Origin of the sequence: Synechococcus sp. H55.10 (genome assembly GCF_047502715.1) — a bacterium.
Lineage (GTDB): Bacteria > Cyanobacteriota > Cyanobacteriia > Thermostichales > Thermostichaceae > Thermostichus.
The window spans coordinates 1-14111 of sequence record NZ_JANSJJ010000038.1; the positions used below are offsets into that span (position 1 = coordinate 1).

At 60.5% G+C, this 14111-nt stretch carries 14 protein-coding genes and 1 tRNA gene; 9 read left to right on the forward strand and 6 right to left on the reverse strand.

Annotated features, from left to right (window positions below; all coding sequences use genetic code 11):
- Window positions 1–104: 104 nt before the first annotated feature.
- A complete protein-coding gene (locus tag NW858_RS03100) occupies window positions 105–1130 on the forward strand; it encodes an o-succinylbenzoate synthase (RefSeq protein ID WP_414519750.1) in 1026 nt (341 codons plus the stop codon).
- Here the strand turns inward: NW858_RS03100 and prfB are convergent.
- Window positions 1127–2258 (reverse strand): peptide chain release factor 2 gene (gene prfB / locus NW858_RS03105; protein ID WP_414334761.1). Its coding sequence is split into 2 segments (ribosomal slippage): window positions 1127–2185 and window positions 2187–2258, totalling 1131 coding nucleotides; the frame shifts between segments, so codons are not numbered across the junction. The genes NW858_RS03100 and prfB overlap by 4 nt on opposite strands.
- A 242-nt stretch (window positions 2259–2500) precedes the next feature.
- On the opposite strand from prfB, the gene NW858_RS03110 reads away from it, so the two are divergent.
- Complete coding sequence (locus NW858_RS03110; protein ID WP_414334749.1) at window positions 2501–2911, forward strand: DUF4359 domain-containing protein; 411 nt, start codon at window positions 2501–2503, stop codon at window positions 2909–2911.
- Here the strand turns inward: NW858_RS03110 and NW858_RS03115 are convergent.
- The 3 genes from NW858_RS03115 to NW858_RS03125 form a co-directional block, all read right to left on the reverse strand.
- The gene (locus tag NW858_RS03115; RefSeq protein ID WP_414519752.1) at window positions 2908–4029 is read right to left on the reverse strand and encodes a methyl-accepting chemotaxis protein; all 1122 of its coding nucleotides are present in this window, start codon (window positions 4027–4029) and stop codon (window positions 2908–2910) included. The two genes, NW858_RS03110 and NW858_RS03115, sit on opposite strands and share 4 nt — an antisense overlap.
- Window positions 4030–4296: 267 nt before the next feature.
- On the reverse strand, window positions 4297–5580 hold the full coding sequence (locus NW858_RS03120) for an HD domain-containing phosphohydrolase (protein ID WP_414519754.1): 1284 nt from the start codon (window positions 5578–5580) through the stop codon (window positions 4297–4299).
- A 198-nt stretch (window positions 5581–5778) separates the two neighbouring features.
- A tRNA-Pro gene (locus tag NW858_RS03125) sits at window positions 5779–5852 on the reverse strand.
- Between the two features lie 124 nt (window positions 5853–5976).
- On the opposite strand from NW858_RS03125, the gene NW858_RS03130 reads away from it, so the two are divergent.
- A complete protein-coding gene (locus NW858_RS03130) occupies window positions 5977–6432 on the forward strand; it encodes an HHL1-like protein (protein ID WP_414334752.1) in 456 nt (151 codons plus the stop codon).
- A gap of 10 nt (window positions 6433–6442) precedes the next feature.
- On the opposite strand, the gene NW858_RS03135 is transcribed toward NW858_RS03130, so the two are convergent.
- Window positions 6443–7354 (reverse strand): alpha/beta fold hydrolase, encoded by a 912-nt coding sequence (locus tag NW858_RS03135; protein WP_414509279.1) that lies wholly within the window; start codon window positions 7352–7354, stop codon window positions 6443–6445.
- Window positions 7355–7703: 349 nt separating this feature from the next.
- Between NW858_RS03135 and NW858_RS03140 the strand changes: the two genes are divergently transcribed.
- On the forward strand, window positions 7704–9137 hold the full coding sequence (locus NW858_RS03140) for a folate/biopterin family MFS transporter (RefSeq protein ID WP_414519757.1): 1434 nt from the start codon (window positions 7704–7706) through the stop codon (window positions 9135–9137).
- Window positions 9138–9250: 113 nt separating this feature from the next.
- Here the strand turns inward: NW858_RS03140 and NW858_RS03145 are convergent, their stop codons facing one another.
- The gene (locus tag NW858_RS03145) at window positions 9251–9901 is read right to left on the reverse strand and encodes a CDP-alcohol phosphatidyltransferase family protein (RefSeq protein ID WP_414509280.1); all 651 of its coding nucleotides are present in this window, start codon (window positions 9899–9901) and stop codon (window positions 9251–9253) included.
- Window positions 9902–10102: 201 nt separating this feature from the next.
- Between NW858_RS03145 and NW858_RS03150 the strand changes: the two genes are divergently transcribed.
- The 5 genes from NW858_RS03150 to NW858_RS03170 all read left to right on the forward strand — a co-directional run bounded on the left by NW858_RS03150 (window position 10103) and on the right by NW858_RS03170 (window position 13949).
- The gene (locus tag NW858_RS03150; RefSeq protein WP_414519759.1) at window positions 10103–11089 is read left to right on the forward strand and encodes an ABC transporter ATP-binding protein; all 987 of its coding nucleotides are present in this window, start codon (window positions 10103–10105) and stop codon (window positions 11087–11089) included.
- A 76-nt stretch (window positions 11090–11165) separates the two neighbouring features.
- Entirely contained in the window at window positions 11166–12098 is a 933-nt protein-coding gene (locus tag NW858_RS03155; RefSeq protein ID WP_414334757.1) for a nucleoside hydrolase, read from the forward strand.
- Window positions 12099–12133: 35 nt separating this feature from the next.
- Entirely contained in the window at window positions 12134–12688 is a 555-nt protein-coding gene (gene pgsA, locus NW858_RS03160; RefSeq protein ID WP_414509281.1) for a CDP-diacylglycerol--glycerol-3-phosphate 3-phosphatidyltransferase, read from the forward strand.
- Window positions 12663–13181 (forward strand): crossover junction endodeoxyribonuclease RuvC, encoded by a 519-nt coding sequence (gene ruvC / locus NW858_RS03165; RefSeq protein WP_414334759.1) that lies wholly within the window; start codon window positions 12663–12665, stop codon window positions 13179–13181. Before pgsA ends, ruvC begins: the two co-directional genes overlap by 26 nt.
- 114 nt (window positions 13182–13295) lie before the next feature.
- Entirely contained in the window at window positions 13296–13949 is a 654-nt protein-coding gene (locus NW858_RS03170) for an LON peptidase substrate-binding domain-containing protein (protein WP_414334760.1), read from the forward strand.
- Window positions 13950–14111: the final 162 nt, after the last annotated feature.

Below are 14111 nucleotides of genomic sequence, written 5' to 3' on the forward strand. Positions count from 1 at the left end.
ATACATCCAGAATCAGTCAGAGGGTGCTATCCATCCCCACCGTATAGACGGTGGGGAATTCCGCACCTTACGTTAAAATTCCGAGCCAGAAAGGGGACTCCGTCTTGCATGGGCAGTTGGAAAAGGGGTTTTCCTTTGCGTTTTGCCTCTACCGGCGTCCTTTTCGGCAGCCCTTGCGCACCCGCTACGGCCTATGGTCTGTCCGCGAAGGGATCCTGATCCGGCTGACGGATCTGGAGACGGGTCAGCAGGGCTATGGGGAGATTGCTCCCCTCCCCTGGTTGGGCAGCGAGACTTTGGAGCAAGCGCTGGCGTTTTGCCAGCAGTTGCCGGCTGAGCTATCCGAGGCCCAGATTGAAGGGATCCCAGCAACTCTGCCCGCCACTCGCTTTGGCTTGGAATGCGCCTGGCTGGCCTGTCGGGATCCCGGCTGGCTGGCCAGGGATCTCTCGGGGCTTGCGTTTTGTGGGCTTTTGGGAAAAGCCGTCCCCGTAGGTTCCTACCCGGTTTACAAAGGCAAGGTGGGGGTGGATGCCTTTGAGCAGGAGTGGAAAAAGCTAGCAAGCTGGCTGGAGCAACTGCCGCCCGGATCCCGGCTGCGCCTGGATGCCAACGGGGGGCTGACCCTGGCCGAGGCGCGGCGCTGGCTGGCCCTTTGCGACCAGCTCAATCAGGAGTGGCCGGGCAAGATCGAGTTTTTCGAGCAGCCTCTGCCCCCGGAGCAGCACGCTGACTTGATCCAACTGAGCCGCGAGTTTCAAACTCCCCTTGCTCTGGATGAGTCAGTGGCCGGCCTGGAGCAGTTGCAAGCTGTCCACCGGTCGGGCTGGCAAGGGATCCTGGTGGTCAAGCCCTCTTTGGTCGGATCCGGTCTTGCCCTGAGGGACTACCTCAGCCAACACCCGGGGTTGGATCTGGTGTTTTCCTCGGCCCTGGAAACCCCTATTGGCGCTTGGCACGGCCTAGTTTGGGCGGGATCCCTGCAGGCAAAAACAGCCCATCCCAGAGCCTTGGGATGGGGGGTGGGGGAGTTTTTCCCAGAGTGGGATCCCGTTCAATTGGGCGCGATCTCGGCGTCGGAGCGGGCAGCCCTGATGCAGGCTGTGTGGGAGCGCCACAGCCGGCCCTAGACTGCAGCAGCCTGCTGTTTGGCATGTTCCTGCCGCAGGTAGGCCTGGATAAAGTGCATCAGCTCCTCCGGTTCGCCATTCATAAACGCCTCGACATTGTAGGTTTCGGCGTTGGTGCGGTGGTCTTTGATCAACTTGTAAGGATCGAAGGTGTAGGTGCGGATCCGGCCCCCAAAGCCCTGGGTCACCATCTCGCCGCGGATCTCGGCCAGCTTTTGCCGGCGCTTTTCCTCTTCCAATTCGATGAGCTTCGCCTTCAGGATCTGGATGGCCCGCTCCTTGTTTTGCAGTTGGGAACGCTCCTCGGTGCAGCGCACGGCAATGCCGGTGGGCTTGTGGATAACGCGCACCGCCGTTTCCACCTTGTTGACGTTTTGGCCGCCTGCCCCGCCGGAACGAGAAGTCTCGAACTCCAGATCCTCCATCCTCAGCTCGAACTCATTCTCTTCCTCCAGGATGGGCATGACCTCGACGCCGGCAAAGCTGGTCTGGCGCTTGCCGTTGGCGTTGAAGGGGCTGATGCGCTCCATGCGGTGGTTGCCCTTCTCGGCGGAAAGATACCCATAGGCGTAGGGCCCCTCGATCAACAGGGTGGCCGACTTGATGCCGGCCTCTGCCCCTTCCGAGTATTCCGAGAGGCTGACCTTGTAGCCCTGGTTTTCCGCCCAGCGGGTGTACATCTTCAGGAGCATCGCTGCCCAGTCTTGAGCGTCGGTTCCCCCCGCGCCGGCGGTAATGGTGAGGATGGCGCCGTTTTTGTCGTAGGGGCCGGAAAGCAGTTGCCGCAGCTCCCATTGGCCGAGCTCCCGCTCCACCGCCGCCAGGGATCCGGACACTTCCGCCAACAGCTCCGGGTCGGGATCCTCTTGCAACAGCTCCAGGGCGCTGGTGGCATCTTCCAGGCGATCCTTCCAGCGGTGGACTTGATCCCAGGAGGCCTTGAGGCTGTTGAGCTGTTGCAGGTGGCGGCGGGCCGCCTCGGCATCGTTCCAAAACTGCGGCTGCGCCGCCTCTTGCTCCAAAATGGCGATCTGTTGCTCTAGGCGGGGCAGGTCAAAGATAGTCCTGAGCACTGCTCAGGCGCGAGGTGAGCGATTCTAGGGTGCGTCTCAGATCGGCCAGTTCCATAGAGAGCATCAAGCTGCGCATCGGCTCCCATCCTAGCCTGTAGGCTAGCAATTCAACCAAGGGATCCAGCTCTTTTGCAGGTTTGCTGCAACACCGTGAACCGCATTCCTGGCCAATTGGGTGATCCCGCGCCGGCTCTAGGAGGCGACAGGGCGGCCTTAGGCGATGGCTTTTGCCGAAGGATCCCTGTCGAAGCACCTCAAGCCCGTAGCAGAATGGAAAATCTTGTTTCGGAGGCCGCTATGCTGAGGGTCTTTTCCTTGCTTTCCGGACTGGTTCTGGCCGGGGGTGTGGCTGCTCTGGCCATCACCAATCCCACCCCGGAAGCGTACGGGGCCTACGCAGGGGAACAGTTGGCTGCCTATGCCACGCGGGAATACTGCGCCCAGCTCCCGGCTTTTTTGCCCACCCTCATTGAGGAATGTCACGCCCTTGTGCAAGAGCTGCAACCGGAGCTGGCAGAGCTGTTCCTGCGCCAAACCCGCCGGCAAAACTTCATCCTCTTCAGCCTCTACAGCACCGATTTGTCGTTGCTTAACTTTGGCCCGCTGGGGATCTCTTTGCCCACCTACCACTTCCAAACTCTGGCGGTGGCAGGGCAGTTTTACACCTACGAGATCCGCGAGGGCCAGACCACTCCCAAAAAAGGCTAAACCTGGGATCGCTCCAAGAGGGCTTGCAACTCCTCCAGGGCCGCCTGGGCCGACTGGGCCTGCTGGTAAAGGGATTGCACCATCTCGGCGCTGGCCTGGGCTGATTGCAGGGTGGATTGGCTTTGGCGTTGGATGCGCTCTGCCAAGCCGCGGATGCGGTTGCTGGCTTCGGTGGTGCGCCCTGCCAATTTGCGAATCTCCTGGGCAATGGCGCCAAAACCGCCACCTCCGCCGCTGCGGTTGGCCTCCACAGCCGCATTAAAGGAGAGCAGGCGAATATAGCCCGCCACCTCTACGATCAAGTCAACGATGGTGTTGATTTCTTTGAGCTCGCGGGAGAGCTCCTGGTTGCTGTCGGCAATTTCCTGAGATAGACGGCGAACGGCCTCTACTCCGGCAAAGGTGGCGGCAAAGGTGGATTTGCCCTTCTCCGAGAGCACCGAGCTGATCTCGATGATGCGGGCGTTGAGGCGGGCCAGTTCTTCGGAGCGCTGCTGGGCCTGGCGCCGCTCCCGATCTAAAGCGATGTTCTGGCTGAGGATCTCGGCCTTTTGCCGCTCCAGATCGCGGGCATACTGAAGGCTGCGGTTTTTCTCTTGCTCCAGCTCAGCCAAGATCCGTTGCATCTCCTCCTGCTGTTCTTGCAGCTTCCGCTGCGTGGCCAGATGCACCTGCGACTGGGCCACCAACAACACCGGCACATCCAAAAGGCGGTAGTCCTGGGAACCAACTTGTACCACCACCGGGTCGTAGATGGTCTCCTGGGGCCGCCGGAAGGCCTGGCTGGCCGCCGCGATGACATCGCAGTTGCCGGGGAGCAGCAAAAAGCCCCGTCCGTGGAACTCCACCAAGGAGCTGATGGGCCGCTTCAAAAACACGTCTAGGCCATAGGGCTTGCTCAGCATCCACTCCAAAATGGCGCGGCGGGTCAACATCCCCTGCACCCGCGACCGCTCATCCAGCACGATGACCCCCGAAAGGCTGGGATCATCTTCTAGGCGGCGCACCACGTTCTCGCAGGGGGTGGACTCGCTCACCTGAAAGTCCACCAGAGCCAGATCGCGCAGCTTGGTGTTGATCGAGAGGGTGGGAGTGGGCGGATTGGTCAGGGTAGCCATCACAGGGATCCTCGGCGCGGGTTGGGCAGAGACAAGTGGCCAAGAATGTGCTATGTATAGAGGAGCACAGAGGCAGAGCTCTGCTCGCCTTTCCAGCGAACCGGTGGCAAACAGAGCCGGCCACCCTTAGTTTGGCCTGAGATCTTGTCTGCTGGCTACAAGCCTATACGGGATTGTGCGGAGAGATCCTCTTTCTTTTTTATTTGTGCTTTATTGGTGGGCAGGCGAGGAACCTGTTCTGAACCCAGGGGCTAAGGGGATCTGGGGTTAGCGAGCCTCTTGATAGCGGTGGTAGATCTCCAGGATTTCGCCGCGCCCGCGCTTAAAAGCTGCCACCACGTGGGGATCGAAGTGGCTGCCGCTGTTGTTTTCCACAAAGCGAAAGATCTCGTCTAGATCCCAGGCTGCTTTGTAGGGGCGGCGGCTGGCCAAGGCGTCGAACACGTCGGCCAAAGCCACAATCCGCCCTTCCAGCGGGATCCCTTCGCCCTTGAGGCCCCGCGGGTAGCCGCTGCCATCAAACTTTTCGTGGTGGGTGAGGGCAATGATGGCGCTTTTTTTCATCAGCTCCGAGTCGGACTTGCTGAGGATCTCGTAGCCAATCTCAGGGTGGCGGTTCATGATCAGGCGCTCTTCAGGGGTGAGGGGGCCTGGCTTTTGCAAGATGGCATCCGGGATCCCAATTTTGCCCACATCGTGCAGGGGGCTGGCGTAGAAAATCAGCTCCTGTTCTCGGCTGGAGAGGCCCAACTCTTTGGCGAGAATGCGGGAGTAGTGGCTCATCCGCTTGAGGTGAAACGAGGTGTCTTGATCCCGGTATTCGGCAGCCTGGGCCAGACAGAAAATCGTTTCCAGGTGAGCGGCTTTCAGCTCTTCCCGCAAGCGCACATTTTGATAGGCAACCGCCGCCTGGGAAGCCAGGGCTTCGGCCACCCGGACTTCCAACTCAGAAAACGGCTGGCTCCAGTCAGCCACCTGGTTGGGCGCTGGGTCAGCAGGGCGATCCGGCCTGAGACGGTTCAAGAGTTGCAGGGCGCCGAGGATGTTTCCTGAGGGATCCCGCAGCGGCACCGTGAGCAAAGAGCGGGTGCGGTAGCCGGTTTGCTGATCTACTTGGGAGTTGAAGGCATAGGGCAAGCCCGGTGGCAAGCGATAGACGTCCGGCAAGTTCAAGCTCTCCCCAGTGAGCACCACATAGCCCACAATGCTGGAAGGAGTGAGGGGCAGGCGCAGATCCTGCAGCTCCTCGTTGCGGTTGACCACGAAAAAGCGCAACTCTTCTCCCTCCCGGATGAACAAGCTGGCGCCATCACAGCAGGTCAGCTCGCGGGCTTGGGCGACAATCAGTTCCAGCAGGCGCCTGAGATCCGTTTCCGAAGAAAGGGCGATCCCCACTTGAATGAGGCGTTGGCTGAGACGCAGGGCATCTGGGGTATCAAACCCGGTTTCGCGGGGGTGAAGGTCGAAGGGGGTGGCCAGGTGGGTCACGGTTGGTTCTCCATGGCAGAGTTTGGCAGCAGCGCGTTCACAATAGAACGGTAGCAGGGCCATGCGGCTCCTGCCGCTGCCCCAATCCCGTTGGGCGAGACCAGCCCAACAACACCCAAAGCACCCAGGTCTTGGGTTATCTCAAACCCAATTGAGGCACTCCCCAAGCGCCGTTGCCCCTTCTCTTTGCCAAGGCCCGTCTACTCTACATATTCTCCCGGCTGGGGAGCCGGGAGGCCAACGCGATTTTGCCCAAGCCCATCGGGATGACAGGATTCGAACCTGCGACCCCTTCGTCCCGAACGAAGTGCGCTACCAAGCTGCGCTACATCCCGCTGGTAGGCTTCTTCAACCGCCCACCAAGGCTCAATAAGTATAGCACGCCAGTCGGAGCAACCCTGGAAGGAAGGGATCCAATCTGCGCTAAGCTGCAAAAACACCCCTCTTGTCAAGCCAGGTATGAGTCAGTCCAAGGGTTTCAGCCCATCCAGGCCGGAGAAAAAGCCGGCCAAAGCCAACACGGCCAAGCGCAAGGAAGCCGCCAAACGCTACGACGAGCTGAAAGCCAAGGGGATGCCGGAGTTCAACATCTTTGTTCGACATCGCCAGCCCGCGCCCGGCAAGCCCAACCCCTGGCTGCCGGTGGGATCCCTGGCGGTGGGGCGTTCCGGTGCCATTCACCAGGCCATTTTCCAAAATGAAGAAGAGCTCAAAAAAGCAGCCGTGAGGCTGTTTCCCCGTCTTAGTAAAGTGAAAGATGACCTAGAGTTTGGGTTTCGCCTCAAAGATCCAGACTTCCAAGACGAGCCGATCCAGGTGGCGATCCGGCCCCAGCCCTCGCCCCTTCAAGTTTGGATGACCAAAATACGGAGTTGGTTGGGCCTATCTGCTCAAAAAACTTCCCCAAAAACCTGAGGACAGCCTGTCAAACAGCCGCAAAGGCTCTGGGCAGCCAGCCCACAATCAGAGGGTTAACCACCTCTGGGCGTTCGTCATGGGGGCAATGGCCGGTATTGGGAATGGGCAAAAACTGGTAGTCGATCCCCTGCACATGGTTTTCAAAGCCGCATCCCCGTTGAATGGGCGTCCAGGGATCCTCTTCTCCCCAGAGCACCAACAGCGGACAGCGCACCTGGGGCAGCAGAGATTCGGGAGTGGGGCCGGGAGGAGCGGTGAGGATGGCAGCAAACACCTGCTGAGCGCCCACATCACAGGAAGGGGCATAGAGGAGCTCCACCAGCTCATCGGTAATGGCGGCGGGGTTGCGATATACCTGTTTCAGGGTGGCACGGATCCGCTGCCGCTGCCGCACCCGATCAAACACCCACGGCCCGGTCGCCGGAGAGGCTACCAGGGCAGTAAAGGCGGCCATGAAAACGCGGAAAATCGGGTTGAGCTCGTGGGAGCGGTGGTTCAGGCCGCCGGCACAGTTGAGCAGCACCGCCCCTGCGGCCAGTTGAGGGTGTTGGGCGGCCATCATCAAGCTGAGCAAGGCCCCGATGGAATTGCCAATAAACACCGCCGGCTGCTGCACGTGCTGCTGCCAAAAATCCGCCAGCAACTCCGCCCACAGATCTAGGCTGTAGGGGAGAGCAGGCTTGGCCGAGCCACCAAACCCCAGCAAATCCAGGGCATAGACCCGGTATCCCGCCCCAGCCAGCACGGGGATGTTGTGCCGCCAATGGCCGATGGAAGCCCCAAAGCCATGCACCAAGACCAGCGGAGATCCGGATCCCTGCACCACGTAGCGAATGGCATGGCCGCGCCAGCTCCAGACTTGAGGAGCAAAAGGCGCGATGACATCAGCCGCCCAACCGGCAGGAGAAGCAGTGAACACAGCCAGAAAGAGGTAGAAATGTTCTGAGACTACTCCTTCATCCTACTGCCACTCTGGAATAGCCTCGTCTTCTGGCCCTCACCCCCCAACCCCTCTCCCAGAGAGAAGGAAGTCACGGCTTCTCTAGACTAGAAATGACTCCCAAATGCTCACATCCGGCTGCTGCCGACCAGTGCGGGCTCGGAATCTGGGCAAGTATCCACCAGTCCAGTTGTTTTAGAGCGTGGCCCCTGGTGCCCGCAAGCCGGTTGGACGGGTTAGAGTAAAGGGACTGTTAAGATTTCTGATGGTTTTGCGGTTGCCGAGGCAACACTGCGCAAATGTAACACTACGCAACTCTGCACCCCCCATGCTCCATCCTCTGCTGCAACGGCTGCGCTCCTCCACCCTGACCCCGCTGCGGGATATCCACTGGACACCAGAGCTATTCGGGATCCTCTTGGTGTACTTTGTGCAGGGGGCGCTGGGCTTGGCACGGCTGGCCACCAGCTTTTATCTGAAAGATAGCTTGGGCCTCAGCCCGTCGCAGGTGGCAGCGTTGATGGGCGTTGCCATGAGTCCCTGGATCCTCAAGCCCCTCTACGGCCTGCTGTCGGATACCGTGCCCGTAGCGGGCTACCGCCGTCGTCCTTACCTCTTGCTTTCTGGGCTTCTGGGGTGCGTGGCTTGGCTGGGCATGGCGCTGTGGGCGCCGACGGCTGGGCTGGCCACCCTGTGGATGGTTTTGGGATCCCTGGCGGTGGCGGTGGGAGATGTGATCGTGGATTCGCTGGTGGTGGAGCGGGTACATGGCCATGACTGGGCAGGGACGGGCACGCTGCAATCTTTGACTTGGGGGGCAACGGCCTTGGGATCCCTGCTCACCGCCTATTTGGGAGGGGCGCTCTTGGCCCATTATTCGCCGCAGGTGGTGTTTGGGCTGACGGCCTTTTTGCCGTTGTTCATCGCTCTAGCGGCTTGGGTGATTGTCGATCAGCCGGTGGCGTTGTCTCAAGGCTGGGATCCCTTGCAGCAACAGGTGCGCCAGGTGTGGCGGGCGCTGCGGCAGCCCAGCATTCTGCTGCCGGTGCTGTTTGTATTCGTTTGGCAGGCCACTCCCAGCGCCGATGTGGCTCTTTTTTACTTTGTTACCAACGACCTCGGCTTTGGGCCGGAATTTTTGGGTCAGGTGCGCTTGGCAACCAGCATGGCCAGCCTGCTGGGGGTCGGGATCTTCCAGGTGTATCTGCGGCGGATCCCACTGCGGCCCCTATTCGGCTGGATGACGGTGCTCTCGGCGGGATTGGGCCTGACCAGCCTCATTTTGGTCTATCACCTCAATCGGGATTGGGGCATCGACGATCACTGGTTTAGCTTGGGGGACAGCTTGGTGCTGACGGTGGCCGGGCAAATTGCCTTCATGCCGGTGCTGGTCTTGGCCGCCCGCCTTTGCCCCCCTGGGATCGAGGCCACTCTCTTTGCCCTGCTGATGTCGGCTTTTAATCTGGCGGGGTTTCTCTCCCAAGAGCTGGGATCCCTGCTGATGCATGGGCTGGGGGTGACGGAGACCGATTTCAGCCGGCTGGGGCTGCTGCTGATCCTGACCAACCTTTCCACCCTCTTGCCCTTGCCGTTTTTGGGCTGGCTGCCGGAAGGAGCCGTTCGCTTGAGCGGTGCGGAGCACTATTCAGAGGCGGAAGCCCAAGCCTCTCTGGAAGCTTTTTTGCGGGATGTGCGAGCAGAAGAGACCGAGGCTGCTTTGGCGATAGAAGGGGTCGCTCTGGTCGAAACCGACTCGGACTAGAGTTGGTTTCAAACCCGAATAAGACACTCCCCAATCACTCTGCGCCGCTTCCCTCACCCCCAACCCCTCTCCCTCTGGGAGAGGGGAGTTGGGAGTCTAGGTGACGAACCGTTTTATTGTTGCCAGTCTGACCTTGGAGCAGAAAGGGATCCCAGCGCCCAGATCAACCGCTGCGCAGCGCTGAAGAGCACCAGAATCGCCATCAGCCCAAACAACCCCACCATGTACTCGGGGAAAAGGAAAAACAAACTGTAGAGAAAGATGGTTTCGCTGCCCTCGATCAGCCCAGGCGGCATGGTTATGCTGGTCAGTTCCCCTAAGGACTCTGTCCCGTTGATGCAAACAACCCTTCGCCGTTTTTCCAGCAGCCCCGCCAGGTACATCCAAGCGCAAAGGTTGATGTAAAAGCTGGCCAGCATCAGGGCCAGAAATGCATAGCCTGCCAGGGATCCCTGGTGAAAGGCCAGCCCCAGGGGAACGACCGCATACACCACCACATCCAGCAGCATATCCAGGTAGCCGCCCAGATCGCTTTGCCGCCCCTGCAGCCGAGCTAAGGTGCCATCTAGCCCATCCATCAACCGGTTCAGCAGCCACAGGCCCAGCCCCCATCCATAAGCCCCGTAGGCCGCTGCTGCGCCAGAGGCCAGGCCCACCGCAAACCCCGACAAGGTAATGACCAGGGGATGCACCCGTTGGAGAGGGGTTTGCAGCACCGGAGCCAAGAGCCGCTCCTTCCACTGCCTCAGGGTTTTATCCAGCAAGGAACACTCCTTTGAGAGTTACCCGTTGGGAGCTAACTTGGAACTCATCATCCCAGATCCAGAAGGCGAGCGTGTAGGCTGAGACAGACTTAAGCTGGGCCAAGCCCGCTGGGTAAACTTAAGAAAGAAGGGGCCAAGCACTGGTCAACCCAGCAAGTGGCGCTTCCAGAAGGCTGAGCAACCCTGACCCCGGACACCCCCATGAGCGAGACTCTTGCTCCTGCGCTAGAGGCGACTGACCTCCATCCCGAACCGGCCATCGCCATCTCCGGCTTGACCAAAACCTATCGCACTGGCTTTTGGTTGAACAAGGTGGTCAGCCCCCTCAAGGATTTTTCTTTGACAGTGGCCCGCGGCGAGACCTTTGGGCTGTTGGGGCCCAACGGGGCCGGCAAAACCACCACGATCAAATGCCTGCTGGGGATTGTGGAGCCCACCAGCGGCAGCGGCACGCTCTTGGGCAAACCTTTGGGGGATCGCTCCATCAAGCAACAGGTGGGCTATTTGCCGGAGAACCCCTATTTTTACGATTACCTGACAGCATGGGAATTTCTCCATTTTGCCGGCAAGCTGTTTCGCCTGCCCGATAGCCTTCTCAGGGAGCGGATCCCGCAACTGCTGGAGCTGGTGGGGCTTTCTGTAGATACGGCCCGCAAAAAACAACTGCGCACCTACTCCAAGGGCATGCTGCAGCGCACCGGCATGGCCCAAGCCCTGATCAACGACCCGGAGCTGGTGTTTCTGGATGAGCCGATGTCGGGGCTGGATCCCATGGGCCGCTACCAGATGCGGGAGATCATCTTGTCCCTCAAGCAACAGGGCAAAACGGTGTTCTTTAACAGCCACATCCTGGGAGATGTGGAGGTGATCTGCAACCGCGTCGGCCTGATCGTCGGCGGCAAATTGGTGCAGCAGGGGACGTTGGACGAGCTGCTGGGCCAGAGCAAAAGCTACCGCGTGCAAGGGCACGGTGGCGCCATCGACCAGTTCCGCGACTGCCTAGGGCACTTCTTGATCCAGGGATCCCATTGGTCGGGGGAATGGAGCGGATCCCTGCCGGAGCTGCTGACCCTTTTGGGCCAGGCGGGGGCGGTGGTGACCGATTTGCATTGGCAGCGGCAATCTTTGGAAGAATTCTTTGTCAATCAGGTGCGGGCTATCGAAGGCGATCATCCCGTCTCTGCCTAGACTTGCCCCACCCCAGTTGCTCTCCAGCGCAGCAGAAAAGCCTACACTGGGGGAGTAAGCCGCTACCGGGATCCCTATGGTGCCCCTGATCATCGATTGCGACCCCGGCCAAGACGATGCGGTGGCCCTGCTGCTGGCGATGGCCTCACCTGAGCTGCAGTTGCTGGGCATTACCACGGTGGCTGGCAATGTCTCTGTGGAGAAGACCAGCCGCAACGCGCGGCAGATCTGCGAGTTGGCCGGTCAGCCGCAGATGGGAGTCTATGCCGGCTGCCCTCGCCCCCTCTTGCGCCCCCTGGAAACTGCTGAGGACGTGCATGGCAAAAGCGGGATCGACGGCGCCAATTTGCCGGAGCCGCAGATGCCGCTGGGATCCCGGCACGCGGTGCAATTTCTCATCGAGACCCTGATGGCTGCCCCTGAGCCGGTTACCCTGGCGCTGCTGGGCCCGATGACCAACTTGGCGGTGGCCCTGGTGCAGCAGCCCCGGCTTGTGGAGCGCATCGGGCGGCTGGTGTTCATGGGAGGATCTGCCTTTGAGGGCAATGTCACCCCGGCAGCCGAGTTCAACATCCTCACCGATCCCCACGCCGCCCAGATCGTGCTCAGCGCCGGGATCCCAGAGGTGGTGATGCTGGGTCTGCACGTCACCCAACAAGTCCTCAGCACGCCGGAGCGGATCGAGCGGATTCGCGCCCTCAACACCCAGGTGGGGCAGACGGTGGCCAACATGCTCACCTTTTACGGTAAGGTCGATGTGGAGCGCTACGGGTTGCCGGGGGGGCCCTTGCACGACCCTTGTGTTATCGCCTACCTCTTGCAGCCGCAGTTGTTTGAACTCAAGCCCTGCTATGTCGAGGTGGAAACGGCCAGCCCCTTGAACCTGGGCCGGACGGTGGTGGATCGCTGGGGATCCAGCGGCCGTCCCGCCAATGTCCAGGTGGCTTTTGGAGTAGATCCTGAAGGGTTCTACCACCTGCTCACCGAGCGCCTGGGCCGTTACCGATAATTCTGGTTAACTTTATCCTTGAGGCCAGATCTGAGGTGGACAATCCCGGCGCCGTCCAAAGTGTCAAACTGGCGTGGGTAAACCTGCCCACCGCCGTTACCCTGCTGCGGTTGGCAGGGATCCCCTTTGTTTTGCTGGGGCTGAGCCTGAGATCCCCGTTGGGAGAGCGGCTGGCCCTCTGGGCGTTTTTGCTGGCGGCGGCAACCGATTGGCTGGACGGCCACTTGGCCCGCCGCTATGGGTTGGTGACCGATGTGGGCAAGGTTCTGGATCCCCTGGTGGATAAGCTGCTGGTGGTGGCGGCCCTGCTGGGCCTGCTGGAGTTGGGGCGGATCCCGGCCTGGGGAGTCTTTTTGCTGGTGGGGCGAGAGCTGGTCATTGCCGGTTGGCGGGCCAACCAAAGCCAAATCCGCGGCGCCAATCTCTGGGGCAAAGCCAAGACCGTGACCCAAATCCTGGCCATTGCTCTGCTGATTTTGGGGTGGCCGGGCGGGATCCCTTGTTTTTGGGTGGCGGTGGTTCTCACCCTGATCTCTGGCCTGACCTATTTGCACAACGATGGTGTTGCCAAATCCTCCCCGTCGCGATAGCGGCGCGGAGCGCTATGATGAGCAGCGCATCCTCGGGTTGGATCCGGGCCTGGGAACTTTGGGTTTTGGTTGCATTCTGGCGGGATCTGCCGGGTTAAAACCCGTGGATTATGGGGTGATCAGCACCCCTAGCCAACACTCGATGCCGGAACGGCTGCAAACGCTGTACGAGGACTTGAGCCAGTTGCTGTGCCAACTGCGCCCGCATCAGGTGGGGCTGGAAAAGCTCTTTTTCTACAAAATGGGCAACACCATTGCCATCGCTCAAGCTCGTGGCGTGATCCTGCTCACCTTGGCCCAACATCACCTGGTGCCGGTGGAGTTTACCCCTGCCCAAGTCAAGCAAAGCCTGACAGGCTACGGACGCGCCGACAAACAGGCCGTACAAGCCGCCGTGGCCCGCGAGCTCAACCTGCCCAACCTGCCCCGTCCGGATGATGCCGCCGATGCCCTGGCTATCGCCATCACGGTCTGGCACCACCGCTTCTTTTGAGGGATCCCGGCCCCGTTCGACTTCAGCAAAGGCGACCAGATTGGCCGTTCGCGCTGGCGGGCCGAAGGCCTTTCAAGATGGGCTAGACTCAGTACAGCGAGAAGCACAAGCCCTATGCCTTCTTCTTCCGTGGATGTTCGCGAGCTGCCCCTGTTTCCCTTGCCGGAGGTGGTACTGTTTCCGGGCCGCCCCCTGCCGCTGCACATTTTCGAGTACCGCTACCGCATGATGATCAACACCATCCTGGAGACGGATCGCCGCTTCGGGGTGCTGATGTTCAATCCCCAGACGGGATCCCCGGTGCGGATAGGCTGTTGTGCTGAGGTGTTGCAGGTGCAGCGGTTGCCGGATGACCGCATGGACATTTTGACCTTGGGGCAGCAGCGCTTCCGCGTCCTGGATTACGTGCGGGAAAAGCCCTTCCGGGTGGGGCTGGTGGAGTGGATCGAGGATGAGCCGACCACCTCTTCCGAGGAGCTGCAGAGCTGGGCGCGCCAGGTTACGACTCTCCTGCAGGACGTGGTGCGTCTTTCGGGCAAATTGATGGAGCGCGATACCGAGCTGCCGGAGCAGCTTCCCACCACCCCTGTAGAGTTGTCCTACTGGGTGGCCAGCCACTTCCAGGGAGCCCCTCAGGAGCAGCAAGCGCTGCTGGAAATGGTCAACACCGAAAGCCGGCTGCGCCGCGAAGCCGAAATTCTCGAGTCCACCCGCAAGCACCTGGCCGCCCGCACAGCCCTCAAGGATCTGTTTACAGAAATCTCCTGAGGTGCCTGTCAACCGGCCAGCTCTGCTCCCATCTGTTCTGGCAACTCTTGTGGATTTTAACGTAAGGTGCGGAATTCCCCACCCGGGTGGGGATGGATAGCACCCTCTGACTGATTCTGGATGTATTGCTTCACAATTTCTAGGGAGCAAATCATGCCAAAG

Bases quoted from the DNA above. Each gene is read 5' to 3' on its own strand.
- NW858_RS03150 (WP_414519759.1), top strand. From the start codon at position 10,103: ATGAGCGAGACTCTTGCTCCTGCGCTAGAGGCGACTGACCTCCATCCC.
- NW858_RS03130 (WP_414334752.1), top strand. From the start codon at position 5,977: ATGAGTCAGTCCAAGGGTTTCAGCCCATCCAGGCCGGAGAAAAAGCCG.
- NW858_RS03110 (WP_414334749.1), top strand. From the start codon at position 2,501: ATGCTGAGGGTCTTTTCCTTGCTTTCCGGACTGGTTCTGGCCGGGGGT.
- NW858_RS03155 (WP_414334757.1), top strand. From the start codon at position 11,166: ATGGTGCCCCTGATCATCGATTGCGACCCCGGCCAAGACGATGCGGTG.
- NW858_RS03170 (WP_414334760.1), top strand. From the start codon at position 13,296: ATGCCTTCTTCTTCCGTGGATGTTCGCGAGCTGCCCCTGTTTCCCTTG.
- NW858_RS03120 (WP_414519754.1), bottom strand. From the start codon at position 5,580: ATGGCCCTGCTACCGTTCTATTGTGAACGCGCTGCTGCCAAACTCTGC.
- NW858_RS03140 (WP_414519757.1), top strand. From the start codon at position 7,704: ATGCTCCATCCTCTGCTGCAACGGCTGCGCTCCTCCACCCTGACCCCG.
- NW858_RS03115 (WP_414519752.1), bottom strand. From the start codon at position 4,029: ATGGCTACCCTGACCAATCCGCCCACTCCCACCCTCTCGATCAACACC.